We start from the raw sequence: 21,399 nt of genomic DNA, 5'->3' as shown, positions 1-21,399 counted from the left end.
TCTGAAGAACACCGCCTGGTCCCGGCTGCGCCGCCCCCTGTAGGAGCCGGGCTTGCCCGCGAATGCGTCCTCTCGATCGCTAAAAGCTTCGCGGGCAAGCCCGACTCCTACAGAGATCGGCGCAGCCAAGGGCCGGGCGGTGTTCCGTTGGAAAAGCGGTGTGAATCAGACTGCGGCGTTGTAGAACTGCTCGCTGCTCTTCTGCTCCACCAGCGCCTGCTCGATAGCCGCCTGGTGCACTTCGTCGGCATGTTCCTCGCGGGCTTCGGGCTGGATACCCAGGCGGGCGAACAGGCGCATGTCCTTGTCGGCCTGCGGGTTGGCGGTGGTCAGCAGCTTCTCGCCATAGAAGATCGAGTTGGCACCGGCGAAGAACGCCAGGGCCTGCATCTGTTCGTTCATCGCCTCGCGGCCCGCCGACAGGCGCACGTGGGACTTGGGCATCAGAATCCGCGCCACCGCCAGCATGCGGATGAAGTCGAACGGATCGACATCCTCGGCATTCTCCAGCGGCGTACCGGCGACCTTCACCAGCATGTTGATCGGCACCGACTCCGGGTGCTCCGGCAGGTTGGCCAGCTGGATCAGCAGGCCGGCCCGGTCGTCGAGGGACTCGCCCATGCCGAGGATGCCGCCGGAACAGATCTTCATCCCGGCATCGCGCACGTAGGCGAGGGTCTGCAGACGCTCGCTGTAGGTGCGGGTGGTGATGATGCTGCCGTAGAACTCCGGCGAGGTGTCGAGGTTATGGTTGTAGTAGTCCAGGCCGGCTTCGGCCAGCGCGGCGGTCTGCTCCTGATCCAGCCGCCCCAGCGTCATGCAGGTTTCCAGGCCCATGGCCTTCACGCCCTTGACCATCTCCAGCACGTACGGCATGTCCTTGGCCGACGGGTGCTTCCACGCCGCGCCCATGCAGAAGCGGGTCGAACCGATGGCCTTGGCCCGGGCAGCCTCCTCCAGGACCTTCTGCACTTCCAGCAGCTTTTCCTTTTCCAGCCCGGTGTTGTAGTGACCGGACTGCGGGCAGTACTTGCAGTCTTCCGGGCAGGCGCCGGTCTTGATCGACAGCAGGGTCGACACTTGCACGCGGTTGGCGTCGAAGTGCGCGCGGTGCACGGTCTGGGCCTGGAACAGCAGGTCGTTGAACGGCTGCTCGAACAGTGCCTTGACCTCGGCCAGGGACCAATCGTGACGCAAAGTGGCGGTAGTGCTGGCACTCATCGCTGGAGTTCCTTGTTTTATGCTGGGCAAGCGGCCGGGGGCGACAGCCACGACCACGACACGGATGCCGGCATATTTAAGGAAGCGACATGGACTGTCAACCACATCGCAAAAGACAGGTTTACATCTGGCTAAAAAACAACCAGACCTGTCTACTCTGCGACGAGCCCAGCGACAACCTCCATCCATTGTGCAGCCCCTGCGAAAGCGAACTGCCCTGGCTGCTGGAATACTGCCAGACCTGCGCCCTGCCCTTGCCGATGGCCGGCCTGACCTGCGGCCATTGCCTGAAACAGCCGCCCAGCTTCGAGCAGGTCATTGCCCCCTGGACCTACCAGTTCCCGGTGGACAGCCTGATCACCCGCTTCAAGCACCAGAGCCAGTGGCCGCTGGGACGCCTGCTGGCCGAACTGCTGGCCCTGGCCCTGCGCGAACGCTTCGACCACGGCCTGCCGCGACCGGACCTGCTGCTGCCGGTGCCCATGGCCGTGAAACGGCAACGCCAGCGCGGCTACAACCAGGCCGCGATGTTGATGAACTGGCTGGGCAGAAGCCTGCAGATTCCGACAGATGAGCACCGTTTACTGCGTATTCAGGACACCGTCGCCCAGCAGGAACTGGACGCCAGGGCGCGCCGGCGCAACCTGCTGAACGCCTTCGCCCTGGCCCCCGGCGTTTCGGTCGCAGGCCTGCACCTGGCGCTGGTCGACGACGTGCTGACCACCGGCGCCACCGCCGAAAGCCTGGCGCGCCTGCTGCTGCGGGCCGGCGCCCGACGGGTCGATGTCTACTGCCTGGCCCGCACGCCCAAGCCGGGAGCACCGGCTTGACGCCCGCCACGCCAGCGGGCACTTTCGAAGGCACCTCCTTGAAAACACTGCCACCACCGCCCATGTCCCTGCCCGTCCTGCTGACCCAATACATCGCCCGCCGCCCACAGCGCATCGCCCTGTTGCAACACATCGCCGAGCAGGGCTCGATCACCCGCGCGGCGAAAAGCGCGGGCCTGAGCTACAAGGCCGCCTGGGATGCCATCGACGAGCTGAACAACCTGGCGCACAAGCCGTTGGTGGAACGCAGTGTCGGCGGCAAGGGCGGCGGCGGGGCGAAACTGTCGACCGAGGGCGAGCGGGTGTTGCGTCTCTATCAACGCCTGCAGACGATCCAGGCGCAGGTGCTGGAAGCCGCCGAGGACGCCAGCGACCTCGACCTGCTCGGACGCCTGATGTTGCGCACCAGCGCCCGCAACCAGTTGCACGGCACCGTGGTCGGCATCGACAGCCATGGACGCAACGACCTGGTACGTCTGGAACTGGCCGCAGGCCTGACCCTGCAGGCGCAGATCACCCACGACAGCACCCTGCGGCTGGAACTGGAAACCGGCACCCAGGTGGTCGCCCTGATCAAGGCCGGCTGGCTGGAACTGCTCGCTCCGCAGGCCTCGGCAACACCTGGAAACAATTGTCTGGACGGTATCGTCGAGGACATTCTGGAAGACGAAAACGGCCCTGCCGAGGTCAGAATCACCTTGCCTAACGGACAGACGCTGTGCGCCCTGGCCACCGCGCAAAAGCTCGCGGCCCTGGGTTTGACCAGCGGGAGCGCGGTACGGGCGCAGTTTGCGCCCGCCTTCGTGTTGCTGGGTACGCCACTTTGACGCTTTCGTGGGCAAGCCATGCTCCTACAAGGTACGGACGGCATTCTGCAGCCGGCGGTGGGTGGGCGAAACATTCCGACTTTTTCCTGCAACAAATCCGTCATCCGCGCTGATTAAGGTGACTGCCTAACCGCAGGGAGCCTGACGATGAGCCTATTAGAAGACAACCAATCCACCGACCTCGAGCAGATGGTCGGCCTCAGCCGCCGTGGCTTCATCAGTGCCGGTGCCCTGTGCGGCGCCGCACTGTTCCTCGGCGGCAACCTGCTGACCCGCAGCGTGATGGCTGCCAGTGTCAGCGCCGCCACCGGCAAGCTGCTGGGTTTCGACAGCATTGCCGCCGCCACCGGCGACCAACTGAGCCTGCCGCCCGGCTACACCAGTTCGGTACTGATCAGTTGGGGCCAGCCACTGGAGAAGAACGGTCCGGCCTTCGACCCGAGCGGCAACGGCACCGCCAAGGCCCAGGAAGTCCAGTTCGGCGACAACAACGACGGCATGAGCCTGTTCCCCTTCCCCGGCGACGACCATCGCGCGCTGATGGCGATCAACAACGAATACACCAACTACCGCTACCTCTACGCTCACGGTGGCCAGCCGCAGTCGCTGGAAGACGTGCACAAGGCCCAGGCCAGCGAAGGCGTGTCGGTGATCGAGATCCAGCGCAAGGACGACCAGTGGCACTTCGTCCAGGGCTCGCCCTACAACCGGCGCATCCACGGCAACACGCCGATCCGCATCGGCGGCCCGGCGGCCGGTCATCCCTGGCTGCAGACCCGCGCCGACAAGCAGGGGCGCAAGGTGCTCGGCACCTTCCAGAACTGCGCCAACGGCAAGACGCCGTGGGGCACCTACCTGACCTGCGAGGAAAACTTCACCGACTGCTTCGGCAGCAGCAATGCCGAGCAGAAGTTCGATGCCGCGCAGAAACGCTACGGTGTGGTGGCCGCGAGCAAGGAGATCGGCTGGCACGTCCACGACCCGCGCTTCGACCTGGCCCTGAACCCCAACGAGTTGAACCGTCATGGCTGGGTGGTGGAGATCGACCCGTTCGATCCGCAGTCCACGCCGGTCAAGCGCACCGCCCTCGGCCGCTTCAAGCACGAGAACGCCGCCCTCGCCGAAACCCGCGACGGGCGCGCGGTGGTCTACATGGGCGACGACGAGCGCGGCGAGTTCATCTACAAGTTCATCAGCCGCGACCGCATCAACCACAAGAACCCCAAGGCCAACCGCGACCTGCTCGACCACGGCACCCTGTATGTGGCGCGCTTCGACAACGGCGACGGCAACCCGGATCGGCCCAGGGGCAAGGGTGAGTGGGTCGAACTGAGCTTCGGCAGGAACGGCATCGATGCCGACAGCGGCTTTGCCAGCCAGGCCGAGGTGCTGATCCATGCCCGCCTCGCCGCCAGCGTGGTCAAGGCCACCCGCATGGACCGCCCGGAGTGGATCGTCGTCAGTCCCATCGATGGCCAGGTGTATTGCACCCTGACCAACAACGCCAGGCGCGGCGAGGACGGCCAGCCGGTGGGCGGGCCGAACCCGCGGGAGAAGAACGTCTACGGCCAGATCCTGCGCTGGCACGCCGCCGGCAACGATCACGGCGCCCCAACCTTCGAATGGGACCTGTTCGTGGTCGCCGGCAACCCCGGCGTGCATGCCGGGACGCCCAAGGGTGGCTCGTCGAACATCACCCCGCAGAACATGTTCAACAGCCCCGATGGCCTGGGCTTCGACAAGGCCGGGCGGTTGTGGATCCTCACCGATGGCGACTACAGCAACGCCGGTGACTTCGCCGGCATGGGCAACAACCAGATGCTCTGTGCCGACCCGGCGAGTGGCGAGATCCGCCGGTTCATGGTCGGCCCGGTCGGCTGCGAGGTGACCGGCATCAGCTTCGCGCCAGACCAGAAGACCCTGTTCGTCGGCATCCAGCATCCGGGCGAGAACGGCGGCTCGACCTTTCCCGAGCACCTGCCCAATGGCAAGCCACGGTCGTCGGTGATGGCGATTCGGCGGGAGGATGGCGGGATCATCGGCGCCTGACACCCGGCTTTCGCGGGCAAGCGCGCTCCCCCAGCGACGGCGTCAAGCGCAGTTGCACCAGTGGAAGCGGGCTTGCCCGCGAAGATGCCCTGACCGCCCACACCATTGCGCTCCCCAGTGCGCTAAGATGCCTGGCCGGACGCGGCAACCTGCTGCGCGCAGGAGCCAACATGTCCCATCCGTTTGATACCCTCACCCCCGACCTGGTCCTCGACGCCGTGGAAAGCCTCGGCTTTCTCAGCGATGCCCGGGTACTGGCGCTCAACAGCTATGAAAATCGCGTCTATCAGGTCGGCATCGAAGACAGCGAACCGCTGATCGCCAAGTTCTATCGTCCACAGCGCTGGACCGACGCCGCGATCCTCGAGGAACACCGCTTCACCTTCGAACTGGCCGACTGCGAAGTGCCGGTGGTCGCGCCGCTGCAACACAACGGCGAAAGCCTGTTCGAACACCAGGGCTTCCGCTTCGCCCTGTTCCCACGGCGCGGCGGGCGGGCCCCAGAGCCGGGCAATCTCGACCAGCTCTACCGCCTCGGCCAACTGCTGGGCCGCCTGCACGCGGTCGGCGCCACCCGCCCGTTCGAGCACCGAGAAGCCCTCGGCGTGCAGAACTTCGGCCATGATGCGCTGGCCACCCTGCTCGAAGGCGGCTTCATCCCCGGCAGCCTGTTGCCGGCCTACGAGTCGGTGGCCCGTGACCTGCTCAAGCGGGTGGAACAGCTCTACCGCGAAACCCCGCACCGCAACATCCGCCTGCATGGCGACTGCCACCCCGGCAACATGATGTGTCGCGACGAGGTGTTCCACATCGTCGACCTCGACGACTGCCGCATGGGCCCGGCGGTCCAGGACCTGTGGATGATGCTCGCCGGCGACCGCCAGGAATGTCTCGGCCAACTCTCGGAACTGGTCGAGGGCTACAGCGAGTTCCACGACTTCGATCCCCGCGAACTGGCGCTGATCGAACCGCTGCGTGCCCTGCGCCTGATGCACTACAGCGCCTGGCTGGCTCGGCGCTGGGACGACCCGGCGTTTCCACGCAGCTTTCCGTGGTTCGGCAGCGAACGCTACTGGGGCGACCAGGTCCTGGCGTTGCGCGAGCAACTGGCAGCGTTGAATGAAGAACCGCTGAAGCTCTTCTGATCGACATACCGACAAGCAACCCGCGACCCGTGTGGCAGCGGGTGTGCTCGCGAACGCGGCGCATCAGCCGGCACCATCGCTGAATGCCGCGACGCAATCGCGAGCCAGCCCGCTCCCACAATGGATCCGTGGTGCCAGCACCACAACGCCATAAATCTCCTTACAATCGCTCTTCTGTCAGCAGCCCAAGCAAGGACTTTGCATGCAAGCCGCCAACCCGCGCCGCGGGTACATCCTCGGCCTTACCGCCTACATCATCTGGGGCCTGTTCCCGATCTACTTCAAGATCATCGCCGCCGTGCCTGCGGTGGAGATCATCATCCACCGCGTGCTCTGGTCGGCCCTGTTCGGCAGCCTGCTGCTGGCCGCCTGGAAACATCCGGGCTGGTGGCGCGAACTGCGCGAGAATCCGCGCCGCCTGGCGATCCTGGCGCTGAGCGGCACGCTGATCGCGGCCAACTGGCTGACCTACGTCTGGTCGGTGAACAACGGGCGCATGCTCGAAGCCAGCCTCGGCTACTACATCAACCCGCTGGTCAACGTGCTGCTGGGGATGTTGCTGCTGGGTGAGCGCCTGCGCCGCCTGCAGTGGATCGCAGTGGGCCTGGCGGCCATCGGCGTGGCCCAGCAGGTCTGGCAGGTCGGCAGCCTGCCCTGGGTCTCGCTGGCACTGGCGCTGACCTTCGGCTTCTACGGCCTGATCCGCAAGCAGGCACCGGTCCAGGCGCTACCCGGCCTGGTGGTGGAAACCTGGATGCTGGTGCCGCTGGCCGTGGGCTGGCTGCTGTTGCATCCGCAAGCGAGCAGTGCCCATCTGGAATTCTGGAGCAACCCCCAGTCCTGGTGGCTGGTGGCCGCCGGCCCGGTCACGCTGGTGCCGCTGGTCAGCTTCAACGCCGCCGCCCGCCACCTGCCCTACACCACCCTGGGCTTCCTCCAATACCTGGCGCCAACGCTGGTATTGATGGAGGCCGTGCTGCTGTTCGACGAGCACCTGTCATCCAGCACCCTGACCGCCTTCATGTTCATCTGGGCGGGCCTGGTGGTCTACAGCGTGGATATCTGGCTCAGCCTGCGCAAACGCGGCTGATCAGAAAACGTACAGAAGCCTGCAAGCCGCGATCCGCAAGGGCTGCAGGCTTCCATCCCAAGGTTATCCACAAGCCGGTCCACGCCGTTTGTGCACAAGCCCTTGAAACTGCTCGTTTTTTGCTCAACTCTCGGTAAGCCACGGCCCACCTGGCCGGGCGCCGTGTCTCCCCAGCTTATCCACAGGCCCGTCCCCGGTTAACTTGGATAAACCGGTTCAGCCTTCACTGCGCAGCACCAGCTCCACCATCAGGTCGTCGGCCAGGGCTTCCAGGCTCGCCTGCAGGCCCTCCAGGGACAGGGTCAACGGCACCGCCAGAATCGCTTCGGCGTGAAACAGCGGCTCACTGCTCATCGGTGCCGGGCGGACATCGGTCACCAACCGTTCGAGATTGACGCCCTGCTCGCTGAGCAGGCGGGTGATATCACGGACGATGCCGGGGCGATCGTTGCCCACCAGTTCCATGGCGATGGGTTTCCAGGTGCAGGACTGCTCGATGCCGCTTTCGGCGATCAGCACGCGGATACCCTGGCTGGAGAGTGCCTGCAGGGCTTCGATCAGTTCATCGTGGGCTTCGGCCGGCACGCCGATGCGCAGGATCCCGGCGAACTGCCCGGCCAGTCGCGACAGGCGGCTTTCCAGCCAGTTGCCGCCGTGGGCGGCGATGCATTGGGCGATCCGTTCGACCTGGCCGGCCTTGTCCGGGGCGAATACAGTCAGTACGAGATGGTCCACGGGGCAGCCCTCTGGCGGTTCATCGATCCAGTATAGGCAATGAGCCAGGCGATGACCGGGCTGGCGCTTTCACATTCAGGAAGCGCTCCACCGGGCATATCCAATCGCAGACAACAAATTGTGTACCATTTTCAGATTTTTATGGAACAACCCATGCATTTCTTGAGAACATCAAGACCTGCTGCGTGACCAGACAGAACCGATTGGTCGCAGAACGACGTATTTAGTCTGATTTTCACAACCGCAATGCATCATGTAGTATGCCCCAGCGCGCACTACATAACCTTGGATGGATGTTCGCCCGAGTGCCTGTGAAATCACGGAAAGCCCCACCGGCCAAGGTTGGCGGGGCCAGCCCAGCCGTCCGCGAGGGCATGTTCTGGTACTGTGTTTAGAGAAGCACGCAAGGCTTTAAATAGAAGAGCTGAATAGCTGAGCAGAGTGAGGCAAGCAATGACTGAACACGTTCAAGTCGGTGGCCTTCGGGTCGCCAGAGTCCTGTTCGACTTCGTGAACAACGAAGCCATTCCCGGCACCGGTCTGACTGCGGACCAGTTCTGGGCCGGTGCCGACAAGGTCATCCACGACCTGGCGCCGAAGAACAAAGCCCTACTCGCCAAACGCGATGATTTCCAGGCCCGCATCGACGCCTGGCACCAGTCGAGAGCCGGCCAGGCCCACGACGCCGTGGCTTACAAAGCCTTCCTGCAAGACATTGGCTACCTGCTGCCAGAAGCGGCGGATTTCCAGGCCACTACCCAGAATGTCGACGACGAGATCGCCCGTACCGCCGGCCCGCAGCTGGTCGTCCCGGTGATGAACGCCCGTTTCGCCCTCAACGCCTCGAACGCCCGCTGGGGTTCGCTGTATGACGCCCTCTACGGCACCGACGCCATCAGCGAGGCCGGTGGCGCGGAAAAGGGCAAAGGCTACAACAAGGTCCGCGGCGACAAGGTCATCGCCTTCGCCCGCGCCTTCCTCGATGAAGCCGCCCCCCTGGCCGCAGGTTCCCATGTCGATGCCACCGGCTACAGCATCGTTGCCGGCAAGCTGGTGGTCGCCCTCAAGGGCGGCAGCAACAGCGGCCTGCGCAACGATGCCCAGTTGATCGGCTTCCAGGGCGCTGCCGAGAAGCCGAGCGCCATCCTGCTGAAGAACAACGGCCTGCACTTCGAAATCCAGATCGACGCCACCAGCCCCATCGGCCAGACCGACGCCGCCGGCGTGAAGGACGTGCTGATGGAGGCCGCGCTGACCACCATCATGGACTGCGAAGACTCGGTCGCCGCCGTCGATGCCGATGACAAGGTGGTGATCTACCGCAACTGGCTCGGCCTGATGAAGGGCGACCTGGCGGAAGAAGTCGCCAAGGGCGGCACCACCTTCACCCGTACCATGAACGCCGATCGCCGCTACACCGCGGTCGACGGCAGCGAACTGAGCCTGCACGGCCGCTCGCTGCTGTTCGTGCGCAACGTCGGTCACCTGATGACCATCGACGCGATCCTCGACAGCCAGGGCAACGAAGTGCCCGAAGGCATCCTCGACGGCCTGGTCACCAGCCTCGCGGCAATCCACAACCTCAACGGCAACACCGTGCGCCGCAACAGCCGCACCGGCTCGATCTACATCGTCAAGCCGAAAATGCACGGCCCCGAGGAAGTGGCGTTCACCAACGAACTGTTCGGGCGCATCGAGGAAGTGCTGAACCTGCCGCGCAACACCCTCAAGGTCGGCATCATGGACGAGGAACGCCGCACCACGGTCAACCTCAAGGCCTGCATCAAGGCCGCCAGCGAGCGCGTGGTGTTCATCAACACCGGCTTCCTCGACCGTACCGGCGACGAAATCCACACCTCCATGGAAGCCGGCGCGATGGTGCGCAAGGCTGCCATGAAGGCCGAGAAGTGGATCGGCGCCTACGAGAACTGGAACGTCGACATCGGCCTGAGCACCGGTCTGCAAGGCCGCGCGCAGATCGGCAAGGGCATGTGGGCCATGCCCGACCTGATGGCGGCGATGCTCGAACAGAAGATCGCCCACCCACTGGCCGGTGCCAACACCGCCTGGGTTCCGTCGCCGACCGCAGCCGCGCTGCATGCGCTGCACTACCACAAGGTCGACGTGTTCGCCCGCCAGGCCGAACTGGCCAAACGCGCGCGCGCGTCGGTGGACGACATCCTGAGCATCCCGCTGGCGAGCGACACCCACTGGTCGGCCGAGGAGATCCGCAACGAGCTGGACAACAACGCCCAGGGCATCCTCGGCTACGTGGTGCGCTGGATCGACCAGGGCGTCGGCTGCTCGAAAGTACCGGACATCAACGACGTCGGGCTGATGGAAGACCGCGCAACCCTGCGCATCTCCAGCCAGCACATCGCCAACTGGCTGCGCCACGGCATCGTCAGCGAAGCCCAGGTGCTGGAAAGCCTCAAGCGCATGGCACCGGTGGTTGACCGGCAGAACGCCGGCGACCCACTGTACCGTCCGCTGGCACCGGACTTCGACAGCAACATCGCCTTCCAGGCGGCAGTCGAGCTGGTGATCGAAGGGACCAAGCAGCCGAACGGCTACACCGAGCCGGTGCTGCACCGCCGCCGCCGCGAGTTCAAGGCCCGCAACGGCCTGTAATCACGCGCTAGCGCAACGAAAAAGCCCTGGCCGGAACGGTCAGGGCTTTTTCATTTCCGGGCTCACCAACCTACCCCGGTTACCGGCCCATTCGCGGGCGGCCCCAGTGCTGATCAGGCCACCATGCCCAGCTCGCGCCGGGCCAGCTTCAGCAGATGGTCGGCATTGATCGGCTTGAGCAGGAAGTCCACCACGCTCAGGTGCATGGCATCGATGGCATCGCGCACCTGGGCATTGCCGGAGACAATGATGATCGGCAATGTCGCGCGCTCCGAACCGCGCACCTTGCGGATCAGGTCCAGGCCATCGTCGGCCATGCGCAGGTCGGTAATCATCAAGCCGATGGAGCGGTTGGCTTCCAGCACCTCGAACGCCGCCCTGCCACTGGCGGCGGTCAGGCAATTGATCCCATTGATGGCAAAAATCTCCGACAACAGCTCGCGGGCGTCCTGGTCGTCATCGACGATCAGCACACGCTGCGCGGGCAACTGGGGAGCATGCATCACCTGAAGTAACGCCTCACGCTCGGCATCGCTCAAAATATCGTGGTCGGTCATACGCTTCTCTGGCTTCCCTTGGCCATCCAAATACCCTGGCACTGTGCTCAGACATCGCTCTACGGCTGCTCAATGTGCACTTCGTCGGAAAGTTTTCCAAGAGGTTCAGCATCAAGAACCCAACGAGTTAACTGTAGGTTATTTCCCAAATTGACGGGGCCACCCCTGGTGCTGGCCCTGCGGAGATCAGGAATATTTCCTACGGACCCTAGACTTACGTCCAATGGGCACCCGCCAACAAGCGTCCGACCATGGGTGAACACAGCGACAGCTCGCGACAGAAACCGATAACAACAACGGACAACAGCGATAGCGGTTATGAGCAAAGCGGATGCCTTCACCCAGGCAGGGAAGACCGCGGTGTTGCAAAACATCCACGGCACCATGCAGTTCCTGCAACGTTTCCCCCCCTTCAACCAGATGGAACACGCCCACCTGGCCTACCTGGTCGAGCAGTGCCAGCTGCGCTTCTACAGCCAGGGCGAGAGCATCATCAAGCCCGCCGACGGCCCGGTGGAGCACTTCTATATCGTCAAGCAGGGGCGCATCGTCGGCGAACGCCCGCACACGGCCAAGGGTGGCACCCAGACCGTCTTCGAAATCGCAACCGGCGAATGCTTCCCCCTCGCCGCGCTGCTGGGCGAACGCGCGACCCGCACCGAGCACCTGGCGGGCGAAGACACCTTCTGCCTGCAACTGAACAAGCCGGCGTTCATCAAGCTGTTCTCGCTCTCCGACTGTTTCCGCAACTTCGCCCTGCGCTGCGTCAGCAGCCTGCTCGACCAGGTCAACCAGCAGGTGCAGCAGAAGGCCGTGGAAACCCTCGGCACCCAGTACTCGCTCAATAGCCGGCTGGGCGAGTTGGCCATGCGCCATCCGGTCACCTGCGGCCCGCTCACGCCATTGCGCGAAGCGGTCAGCCTGATGCACGAGCAGCAGGTCGGCAGCATAGTGGTGGTCGATGAAAACAAGACTCCGCTGGGTATCTTCACCCTGCGCGACCTGCGCCAGGTGGTCGCCGATGGCGTCAGCGACTTCAACCAGGTCATCGAGCGGCACATGACCCAGGCCCCCTTCGCCCTGAGCCCGGAGCACAGCGCGTTCGACGCGGCGATCGCCATGACCCAGCGGCATATCGCCCATGTCTGCCTGGTGAAGGACCAGCGGCTATGCGGCGTGGTGTCCGAGCGCGACCTGTTTTCCCTGCAACGGGTCGACCTGGTGCACCTGGCCCGTACCATCCGCACGGCCGCCCGGGTGGAAAACCTGGTGGCGATACGCGGCGAGATCGGCCAACTGGTCGAACGCATGCTCGCCCACGGCGCCTCCTCGACCCAGATCACCCACATCATCACCCTGCTCAACGACCACACGGTGTGCCGGGTGATCGAACTGACCCTGGCCGAGCGCGGCGACCCGGGCGTACCGTTCAGTTGGCTGTGCTTCGGCAGCGAGGGCCGCCGCGAACAGACCCTGCACACCGACCAGGACAACGGCATCCTCTTCGAGGCCCGCGACGCCGCGCATGCCGCCGAGATCCGCGGCAAGCTGCTGCCGCTGGCCCAACAGATCAACCAGAGCCTGGCGCTGTGCGGCTTCACCCTGTGCAAGGGCAACATCATGGCCGGCAACCCCGAGCTGTGCCTTTCCCGCGCCGAATGGGCCCGGCGCTTCGCCGCCTTCATTCGCGAGGCCACCCCGGAAAACCTGCTGGGTTCGAGCATCTACTTCGACCTGCGGGTGGTCTGGGGCGCAGAGCAGGCCTGCCAGCAACTGCGCCAGGGCATTCTGGCCCAGGTCGCCGACAATCGCCTGTTCCAGCGCATGATGGCCGAGAACGCCTTGCGCAACCGCCCACCGGTAGGGCGTTTCCGCGAGTTCGTGCTCAGCCGCAAGGGCAACGACAAGGCCACCCTCGACCTGAAGATCCAGGGCCTGACGCCCTTCGTCGACGGCGCCCGCCTGCTGGCGCTGGCCAACGGCATCGAGGCCAACAATACCCTGGAACGCCTGCAACAGCTGGTGGCCCGCGAAGTGATCGACCCGCTCGACGGCGCCGCCTATGAAGAGGCCTATCATTTCATCCAGCAGACCCGCATGCAGCAGCATCAATTGCAGACCCGCAGCAACCTGCCCTACTCCAACCGGGTCGACCCGGAGAGCCTCAATCACCTGGACCGGCGCATCCTGCGCGAATCGCTGCGCCAGGCCCAGCGCCTGCAGGCCAGCCTGACCCTGCGGTATCAGCTATGAGCCTGTTCTCCTGGTTCAGGGCCAACGCGCCACAGCTCGATGCCGGGCAACAGGAGCGCCTGCAACGGCTCTCGGCGGCGGCACCGCTGGGCGAATGCTCGCTGCGTGAACAACGCTGGGTCGTGGTCGACCTGGAAACCACCGGGCTCAACCTGAACCGCGACCAGGTGATCTCGATTGGCGCGGTGGCGATCGAGGATGGCGCCATCGACCTGGGCCAGTCGTTCGAACGGACCTTGCAACGCACCGAGCGGACCGTCAGCCCCAGTGTGCTGATCCACGGCCTGGGACCCAGCGCACTGGCGGCCGGCAGCGACCCGGTCGAGGCACTGCTGGATTTCATGGCGTTCGTGGGTGACAGTCCGCTGCTGGCGTTCCATGCCCCCTTCGACCAGCACATGCTTTGCCGCGCACTGAAGGAAAGCCTGGGCTATCGCCTGCAGCACCCGTTCCTTGATATCGCCGACCTGGCCCCGCTGCTGTGCCCCCAGGCGCACTTCCGGGAGGCCGGGCTGGACGACTGGATCGGCCACTTCCAGTTGCAGGTCGAGGAGCGCCACCACGCCAGCGCCGATGCCCTGGCCACCGCCGAGCTGGCGCTGATCCTGTTCAGCCGAGCACGGCGGCAGCAACTGGACAGTCCGCTGGCCCTGCAACAGCGGCTGGGCCAGTGGAAGCGACGGCAGCAGGCACCGTCCTTCTGACGCGACGCGGCGTATTCTTCTTTTCACGCAGTGCATTAATCCTGCGAGCGACGGTGGCACTGTGGGAGCCGGCTCCATCGGCGAAGAGGCCGGCTCTGACGACCACACCCGGATGATGGCAATCCGACCAGCAGCCATTGCACCTTTCCCGGCACCCTGACACAATCGCGAATAATTCTCGTTAATTTAAACTTCCTGTCGGTAATCCCGTGTCGTCAGTCCGAAGCCCGCACCACGAGCTTGTTGGCGCCTTGTATCGCGACCATCGCAGCTGGCTGCTGGCATGGCTGCGGCGCAACATTGCCTGCCCGCAACGCGCCGAGGACCTGAGCCAGGACACTTTCGTGCGCCTGCTCGGACGGGACGAACTCAGGGCTCCCCGCGAACCCAAGGCGTTCCTGGTGGCGATTGCCAAGGGCCTGCTGTTCGACCATTTCCGCCGGGCGGACCTGGAACAGGCCTACCTCAACGAACTGATGCTGCTGCCGGAGCACGAACAGCCGTCCCTGGAAGAACAGCAGTCGATCCTCGAGGACCTCAAGGCCATCGACCAGATGCTCGGCAAGCTGTCGAGCAAGGCCCGCGCAGCCTTCCTCTACAACCGCCTCGACGGCCTGGGCCACGCCGAAATTGCAGAAAAACTCGGCGTCTCGGTGCCCCGCGTACGCCAGTACCTGGCCCAGGGCATTCGTCAGTGCTACATCGCACTGTATGGCGAGCCGACATGAAACCGTTCAGTCACAAACCGGTATCGGCCCGCGTTCTCGATGCCGCCATTGCCTGGCAACTGTGCCTGGAGGGCAGCGGCCACAGTGCCGTGGAACAGGCCGAGTTCGAGAAATGGCACGCGGCCGACGAGGAACACGCCCGGGCCTGGAGCCAGTTGGGCATGCTCGACCAGCGTTTCAGCGGCACCAGCGCGCCGGCCCGCAGCGCCCTGCTGAAATCCCGTGACGGTGCGCACCGGCGGATGCGCAAGCTCGGCAGCGGCCTGGCCAGCGTGGCGCTGGCCTGCGGCCTGGCCCTGCTGCTGGGCAACCGCTTCCTGCCGATCGACTACTGGCTGGCCGACCAGCGCACCGCCACCGGCGAGCAGCGCACCCTGCACCTCGCCGATGGCACTGTCATCCAGCTCAACACCCACAGTGCGCTGGACGTGCGTTTCGACGAGAAGACCCGCCGGGTCGTGCTGCGTGACGGCGAAATCCTCATCGAGACCGGCCATGGCGATGCCCGTCCGTTCATCGTCGAGACCGCCGACGGGCGCATGCGCGCTCTGGGCACGCGCTTCCTGGTCAAGCGCGAAGACCGTGGCACGCGCCTGAGCGTCCTGCAATCGGCAGTGGCCGCCCGCCCCGAATCGCAGCCTGACGAGCAGATCCTCCGTGAAGGCCAGCAGGTGCTGATGCAGCACGACCGCCTGGGCCCGCTGCAAACCCTGGCCCCCGGCGCCGACGCCTGGACCCGCGGCATGCTGGTGGTGGACAACGTGCGCCTGGCGGACATGCTCGACGAACTGGGCCGCTACCGCCGCGGCCACCTTGGCGTCGACCCGAAAGTCGCCGACCTGCGGATCACCGGCAGCTTCCCGCTGCACGACACCGACCTGGCGCTGACCGCGCTGCTGCCGACCCTGCCGGTGCAGATCGAGCGACACACGCAGTGGTGGGTGACGGTGCAGGCCAAGGCCGATCCCAAGCCCTGAATGCAGACACCTGATCGTTCCCATCCGGGAACGATCATCCCCCTCACCGGCCACGGAATGCCCCGCACCTGTCCCCACGGGAGGACAGTGTTCATCCTGAGCGCCGACGTGAATCTAAATTATTTTCAATCAGCCCTATCACTTTTCGAATCTCGTCCGGCCCATAGGCAGTGAGAAACATTTCCATTCAGGAATCCGCCCATGTCCCGCACGCTCGATACCCTGCTCCGCCCCAGTCTCCTGGCCGCCGCCATCGCTCTCGGCACGCCGCTGCTCAGCCCGACGCTGATCGCCGCCGAACAGGCCTCCAGCGTGCGCGCCTACAACCTGCCGGCCGGCCCATTGGGCGCCGTGCTGAGCCAGATCGCCAGCCAGGCGGGCGTGGCGCTGAGCCTTGACCCGGCCCTGGCCGCCGGCAAGACCTCGGCACCGGTCCAGGGCCAGTTCGACACCCTCGGCGCCCTGTACACCGCATTGAACGGCACCGGCCTGCAACTGGTGCAGAGCAGTGCCGGGACCTATACCCTGGTCCCTGTCACCACTGGCGCGCTGGCCCTGCCGGAAACCAATATCACCGGCCAGGGCACTGGAGAAAGCGCCTGGGGCCCGGTCGAGGGCTACGTGGCCACCCGCACCGCAGCCGGCACCAAGACCGACACCGCGCTGGTCGAGGCGCCACGCTCGATCTCCGTGGCGACCCGCGAGCAGATGAAACAGCGCAACGTGCAGAACCTCGACGACGCCGTACGCTACATGCCGGGTATCGTCGCCAGCAGCTTCGGCAGCGACAGCCGCGCCGACTGGCTGCTGGTGCGCGGTTTCGAACCGACCCAGTTCCTCGATGGTCTGCCCCTGCCCAAGGGCGTGTATGCCAACCCGAAGATGGAAACCTGGAACCTCGATCGCGTCGCCCTGCTGCGCGGCCCGGCCTCCTCGGTCTACGGCCAGACCCCGCCAGGCGGCCTGATCGACATGGTCAGCCGTCGACCCAGCGCCGAAGCCAGCCATGAAATCGAAGTGCAGTACGGCACCGATAACCATCGCCAGATCAACTTCGCCAGCACCGGCAAGATCGATGACAACGGCCAGTTCCTCTACAACCTCAGCGGCGTGGTGCGCGACGGCGGTACCCAGATCGAAAAGATCGACGACAAGCGCTACAACATCGCCCCCAGCCTGACCTGGAACATCGACCCCGACACCCGGCTGACCCTGCTGTCGCAGTTCACCCGCGACGATACCGGGATGACCAGCCAGTTCCGGCCGATCCAGGGCACCAAGATCAAGATGCCATTTGGCGACATCTCCCGCGACAAGAACCTCGGCGACCCGAACTGGGAATACTACGACCGCACGTACTACTCGCTGGGCTACGCCTTCGAGCACCGCTTCAACGACACCTGGCAGTTCCGCCAGAACCTGCGTTATACCAAGTCCGAGTTGCACTTCCAGGCCATCACACCCACTTCCTATCCCTATGGGCTGGTGGATGACCAGGGCAACCTGTCTTCGCGCACCACCACCAGCACCGACGAAAACATCGGCCAGATCGCCGTCGACAACAACCTGCAGGGCAATTTCAACACCGGCGACATCGCCCACACCCTGCTGCTCGGCCTGGACCACCAGCGCAGCGATACCACCTACACCTCGATCTTCGGCAGCGCGCCCGGTATCAACGTGAACAACCCGACCTACGGGTTGGCGATCACCCGTCCGGCACGTTCCACCGCCTACTACGACTACAACCAGAAAACCAACCAGACCGGCCTGTACATCCAGGACCAGATGGCCCTGGACCAATGGCGCCTGACCCTCGGCGGTCGTGAGGACTGGGTCCACAGCGGCACCACCTACTTCAACAAGAACGACGTCACCAACACCCAGCGTGACAAGGCTTTCACCGGCAACGCGGCAATCAGCTACGTGTTCGACTCGGGCGTGGTGCCCTACCTGTCGTACGCCGAGTCGTTCCAGCCGGCCAGCAACGCCAGCGCTTCGCCCACCGAAACCTTCAAGCCGACCGAAGGCAAGCAATGGGAACTGGGCGTGAAATACCAGCCGCCAGGCAGCAACACCCTGCTCACCGCCGCGGTCTACGACCTGACCCAGAAAAACGTCCAGGTCACCGACATGGTCGGGAATGTCTCGGTCACCAGCCAGACCGGCGAAGTGAAGGTCAAGGGTCTGGAACTGGAAGCGACCTCCGACGTGACCGAGAACCTCAAGCTGATCGCCAGCTACACCCTGTCCAAGTCCGAAGTACAGAAAGGCCTCTACAAGGGCAACCGCCTGCAACGGATGCCCGAGCAGCAGGCCTCGCTGTGGACCGACTACACCTGGCACAGCGGCCTGCTCGACGGCTTCGGCATTGGCGCCGGCGCCCGCTACACCGGCAACACCTATGGCGACCAGGCCAACACCTGGCTGGGCAAGGCCGACGCCTACACGGTGTTCGACGCCTCGGTCCATTACGACCTGGGCCGCGTGGACAACGCCCTCAAGGGCGCCACCGTGGCGGTCAAGGCCACCAACCTGTTCGACAAGGAATACCTGTCCACCTGCGACAGCTACTACTGCTACTACGGCGACCAGCGCAGTGTGGTCGCCAGCGTGAATTACAAGTGGTAAACCGCCAGGCGTTGAAACAAGGGTCACGGGCAACCGTGACCCTTTCGCATTTGGGAAAGCCATGAAAAGCCAAACCATCCGCCGCTGGTCCTTCATCCACACCTGGACCAGCCTGATCTGCACCCTGTTCCTGCTGATGCTGGCGCTGACCGGGCTGCCGCTGGTCTTCCACCATGAAATCGATCATCTGCTGGGCAACGAACCCGAGCTGCGGCAGATGCCCGCCGACACTCCACGGCTGAACCTGGAGCAACTGGTCCAGGCCGCCCAGGCCCATCGCCCAGGCGAAGCCCTGCAGTACCTGGCCTGGGACGACGATGACCCGAACGGGGTGATCGCGATCATGGCCGCCACCGCCGGCACCGAACCCAACTCGTCCCATTCCTTCCTGCTCGACGCCCGCACCGGCGAGGCGCTGGAAACACCGGCGGCGAACGGCGGGCTGACGCTGTTCCTGCTGCGCCTGCACGTGGACATGTTCGCCGGCCTGCCCGGCAAACTGCTGCTGGCGTTCATGGGCGTGCTGTTCGTGCTGGCCCTGGTCTCCGGCACGGTGCTGTACCTGCCGTTCATGCGCCGCCTGAAGTTCGCCAGCGTGCGCCAGGACAAGTCCACGCGCCTGCGCTGGCTCGACCTGCACAACCTGATCGGCATCGTCACGCTGACCTGGTGCCTGGTGGTCGGCATCACCGGTGTGATCAGCGCCTGCGCCGACCTGATCATCGACGCCTGGCGCAACGAAAGCCTCGCCGCCATGGTCGAGCCCTACCGCAACGCCCCGCCACTGACCCTCCGCGCACCGGCCAGCGAGCTGCTGAAGATTGCCGAACAGGCCGCGCCCGGCATGCAACCGGACTTCATCGCCTTCCCCGGCACACGCTTCTCCAGCGAACACCACTACGCGGTGTTCATGAAGGGCGCCAGCCACCTGACCTCGCACCTGCTGACGCCGGTGCTGATCGACGCCAGCAACCTGCAGGTCACCGCAGTGGCCGAAAGGCCCTGGTACATGGACGCGATGGGCATGTCGCAGCCGCTGCACTTCGGCGACTACGGCGGCCTGCCGATGAAGATCCTCTGGGCCCTGCTCGACGTGCTGACCATCATCGTGCTCGGCAGCGGCCTGTACCTGTGGTGGGTCCGCCGCCACGCCAGGGCCACCGTGACGACGGAGACCAGCCGATGAAACCGCGAGTGTCGAGTTTCTGGAAGGTCTTCGCCATCCCGCTGCTGATCGCCGTGCTCACGGCCGCCGGCCTGTTCACCGCCCTGCTCGGCGACGGCCTGTGGGACACGCTGAGCTGGCTGGGCCTGGGCGTGCCAACCCTCATCGGCATCCAGGCTCTGCTGCGACGCCGCTGACCGCCGAGTCATACGACAACATCAGAAGCGCCCACGGGTCAAAAACCCCAAGAGGCGCTTTTTTATTGAAATCCCAATTGACATCCGCTCTCGACAGTCCTTATAAAGGCACAAGTCATACGACGACATACAACGAAACAAATTCGCTCCAATAAAAATAATTCAAAGAGTGTCAACGCAAATGATCGGACTCATGGCTTCCTCGGCAGGCCCCTGCGCCTTGCACACCCGGCCCATTCGCCGCCCTCCTGATGCCCCTCGTGAACCGGCTTGCCGTTCGAACGCGGGGCGCTGCGCACTCCCTCGACTCCAAAAACAACAAGGGTGAAGTGATGAAAATCAAAGGCATCCGCTGGTGGATGATCGGCCTGGTCACCTGTGGCCTGATGGTCAACTACCTGGCTCGCAACACGCTGTCGGTGGCCGCACCGACGCTGATGAGCGAGATGAGCGTTTCCACCGAGCAGTACTCGCATATCGTCGTCGCCTGGCAGATCGGCTATGCGCTGATGCAGCCGATCGCCGGCTACATCGTCGACGCCATCGGTACCAAGCTGGGCTTCGCGATTTTCGCTATCGCCTGGTCCCTGGCCTGCGCGGCGGCGGCCCTGGCCAGCGGCTGGCAGGGCCTGGCGTTCGTGCGCGGGCTGCTCGGCGTTACCGAGGCCGCCGGCCTGCCGGCGGCGGTCAAGACCACCACCGAGTGGTTCCCGGCCAAGGAGCGCTCCGTCGCCATCGGCTGGTTCAACATCGGCTCGTCCTTCGGTGCACTGCTGGCACCGCCGCTGGTGGTCTGGGCGATCCTGCAAAGCGGCTGGCAACTGGCGTTCATCATCGTCGGCGCCCTGGGCATCGTCTGGAGCCTGACCTGGCTGTGGCTGTACAAGCACCCGCGGGACCAGAAGCGCCTGAGCGACACCGAGCGCGACTACATCCTCAGTGGCCAGGAAGAACACTTCAAGGACACCGGCACGAAAAAAGGCAGTTGGAAGAAAGTCGTCATCAGCCGCAACTTCTTCGCCATCGCCAGCGCGCGTTTTCTCTCCGAACCGGCCTGGCAGACCTTCAACGCCTGGATTCCTCTGTACCTGATGACCGAACGGCACATGAACATCAAGGAAATCGCGATGTTCGCCTGGTTGCCGTTCCTCGCTGCCGACCTCGGCTGTATCCTCGGCGGCTACCTGAGCCCGTTCTTCCACAAGCACCTGAAGGTCAGCCTGTTCACCTCGCGCAAGATGGTGATGTTCCTCGGCTGCAGCTGCATGATCGGCCCGGCCTGCATCGGCCTGGTGGAGAGCCCCTACACCGCCATCGCCCTGCTCTGTGTCGGCGGCTTTGCCCACCAGACCCTGTCGGGCGCGTTATACGCGATCACCTCCGACTCCTTCGGCAAGAACGAAGTGGCCACCGCCACCGGGGTCGGCGGCATGTTCGGCTACTTCGGCGCGGCACTGTTCACCATGCTGCTGGGCATCATGGTCACCAAGGTCGGCTACAGCCCACTGTTCGTGGTGCTGGCAATCTTCGACATCGTCGCCGCGCTGCTGGTGTGGAACGTGGCCCGGCCGCTCAAGCCGGCGCCGAATGAACCGGCGCTGAGCGGCACTCCCGCCACGGCGTAGCCCTCATGTGAGGCTCAAGGGCCTGTTCGCGGCG

17 protein-coding genes are annotated in these 21,399 nt (G+C 64.7%); 14 read left to right on the top strand and 3 right to left on the bottom strand.

Going from position 1 to position 21,399, the window contains the following annotated elements; translation table 11 throughout:
• Positions 1 to 165: 165 nt before the first annotated feature.
• Entirely contained in the window at positions 166 to 1,221 is a 1,056-nt protein-coding gene (gene bioB, locus PF66_RS29675) for a biotin synthase BioB (protein ID WP_054059332.1), read from the bottom strand.
• Between the two features lie 89 nt (positions 1,222 to 1,310).
• On the opposite strand from bioB, the gene PF66_RS29670 reads away from it, so the two are divergent.
• The 5 genes from PF66_RS29670 (at position 1,311) to rarD (ending at position 7,162) form a co-directional block, all read left to right on the top strand.
• Positions 1,311 to 2,051 (top strand): ComF family protein, encoded by a 741-nt coding sequence (locus PF66_RS29670; protein ID WP_054064639.1) that lies wholly within the window; start codon positions 1,311 to 1,313, stop codon positions 2,049 to 2,051.
• Positions 2,052 to 2,113: 62 nt separating this feature from the next.
• Positions 2,114 to 2,878: a TOBE domain-containing protein gene (locus PF66_RS29665; protein WP_054058339.1), complete on the top strand. Its 765-nt coding sequence runs from the start codon at positions 2,114 to 2,116 to the stop codon at positions 2,876 to 2,878.
• A 147-nt stretch (positions 2,879 to 3,025) separates the two neighbouring features.
• On the top strand, positions 3,026 to 4,927 hold the full coding sequence (locus tag PF66_RS29660; protein ID WP_054058340.1) for a PhoX family protein: 1,902 nt from the start codon (positions 3,026 to 3,028) through the stop codon (positions 4,925 to 4,927).
• A gap of 170 nt (positions 4,928 to 5,097) precedes the next feature.
• Positions 5,098 to 6,072 carry a serine/threonine protein kinase gene (locus PF66_RS29655; RefSeq protein WP_054058341.1) on the top strand — a complete coding sequence of 325 codons (975 nt, stop codon included), beginning with the start codon at positions 5,098 to 5,100 and terminating at the stop codon, positions 6,070 to 6,072.
• A 202-nt stretch (positions 6,073 to 6,274) separates the two neighbouring features.
• Positions 6,275 to 7,162 carry an EamA family transporter RarD gene (gene rarD / locus PF66_RS29650; RefSeq protein WP_054064638.1) on the top strand — a complete coding sequence of 296 codons (888 nt, stop codon included), beginning with the start codon at positions 6,275 to 6,277 and terminating at the stop codon, positions 7,160 to 7,162.
• Positions 7,163 to 7,378: 216 nt separating this feature from the next.
• On the opposite strand, the gene PF66_RS29645 is transcribed toward rarD, so the two are convergent.
• The gene (locus PF66_RS29645; RefSeq protein ID WP_054058343.1) at positions 7,379 to 7,897 is read right to left on the bottom strand and encodes a glycine cleavage system protein R; all 519 of its coding nucleotides are present in this window, start codon (positions 7,895 to 7,897) and stop codon (positions 7,379 to 7,381) included.
• 453 nt (positions 7,898 to 8,350) lie between these two features.
• Here PF66_RS29645 and PF66_RS29640 point away from each other — a divergent pair, with 453 nt between their 5' ends.
• Complete coding sequence (locus PF66_RS29640; RefSeq protein WP_054058344.1) at positions 8,351 to 10,528, top strand: malate synthase G; 2,178 nt, start codon at positions 8,351 to 8,353, stop codon at positions 10,526 to 10,528.
• Between the two features lie 113 nt (positions 10,529 to 10,641).
• Here the strand turns inward: PF66_RS29640 and PF66_RS29635 are convergent, their stop codons facing one another.
• Positions 10,642 to 11,085 (bottom strand): response regulator, encoded by a 444-nt coding sequence (locus tag PF66_RS29635; RefSeq protein ID WP_054058345.1) that lies wholly within the window; start codon positions 11,083 to 11,085, stop codon positions 10,642 to 10,644.
• Positions 11,086 to 11,403: 318 nt separating this feature from the next.
• Between PF66_RS29635 and PF66_RS29630 the strand changes: the two genes are divergently transcribed.
• The 8 genes from PF66_RS29630 (at position 11,404) to PF66_RS29595 (ending at position 21,365) form a co-directional block, all read left to right on the top strand.
• Positions 11,404 to 13,338: a putative nucleotidyltransferase substrate binding domain-containing protein gene (locus PF66_RS29630; RefSeq protein WP_054064637.1), complete on the top strand. Its 1,935-nt coding sequence runs from the start codon at positions 11,404 to 11,406 to the stop codon at positions 13,336 to 13,338.
• Complete coding sequence (locus tag PF66_RS29625; RefSeq protein ID WP_054058347.1) at positions 13,335 to 14,042, top strand: 3'-5' exonuclease; 708 nt, start codon at positions 13,335 to 13,337, stop codon at positions 14,040 to 14,042. The genes PF66_RS29630 and PF66_RS29625 overlap by 4 nt, the downstream gene beginning before the upstream one ends.
• Positions 14,043 to 14,251: 209 nt before the next feature.
• Positions 14,252 to 14,770: an RNA polymerase sigma factor gene (locus PF66_RS29620; protein WP_054064636.1), complete on the top strand. Its 519-nt coding sequence runs from the start codon at positions 14,252 to 14,254 to the stop codon at positions 14,768 to 14,770.
• Positions 14,767 to 15,747 carry a FecR domain-containing protein gene (locus PF66_RS29615; protein WP_054064635.1) on the top strand — a complete coding sequence of 327 codons (981 nt, stop codon included), beginning with the start codon at positions 14,767 to 14,769 and terminating at the stop codon, positions 15,745 to 15,747. Before PF66_RS29620 ends, PF66_RS29615 begins: the two co-directional genes overlap by 4 nt.
• 201 nt (positions 15,748 to 15,948) lie before the next feature.
• Positions 15,949 to 18,378, top strand: a complete 2,430-nt coding sequence (locus PF66_RS29610) for a TonB-dependent siderophore receptor (RefSeq protein ID WP_054064634.1) — start codon at positions 15,949 to 15,951, stop codon at positions 18,376 to 18,378.
• A 61-nt stretch (positions 18,379 to 18,439) separates the two neighbouring features.
• Complete coding sequence (locus PF66_RS29605; RefSeq protein WP_054064633.1) at positions 18,440 to 19,564, top strand: PepSY-associated TM helix domain-containing protein; 1,125 nt, start codon at positions 18,440 to 18,442, stop codon at positions 19,562 to 19,564.
• A complete protein-coding gene (locus PF66_RS29600; RefSeq protein ID WP_054064632.1) occupies positions 19,561 to 19,740 on the top strand; it encodes a hypothetical protein in 180 nt (59 codons plus the stop codon). The genes PF66_RS29605 and PF66_RS29600 overlap by 4 nt, the downstream gene beginning before the upstream one ends.
• A gap of 332 nt (positions 19,741 to 20,072) precedes the next feature.
• Positions 20,073 to 21,365: an MFS transporter gene (locus tag PF66_RS29595; protein ID WP_054064631.1), complete on the top strand. Its 1,293-nt coding sequence runs from the start codon at positions 20,073 to 20,075 to the stop codon at positions 21,363 to 21,365.
• The last annotated feature ends 34 nt before the right edge of the window (positions 21,366 to 21,399 follow it).

Origin of the sequence: Pseudomonas asplenii, assembly GCF_001293465.1 — a bacterium.
GTDB lineage: Bacteria > Pseudomonadota > Gammaproteobacteria > Pseudomonadales > Pseudomonadaceae > Aquipseudomonas > Aquipseudomonas fuscovaginae_B.
Note: the sequence above shows the minus strand (reverse complement) of the source record. Positions and strands in the feature narration are given on the sequence as shown.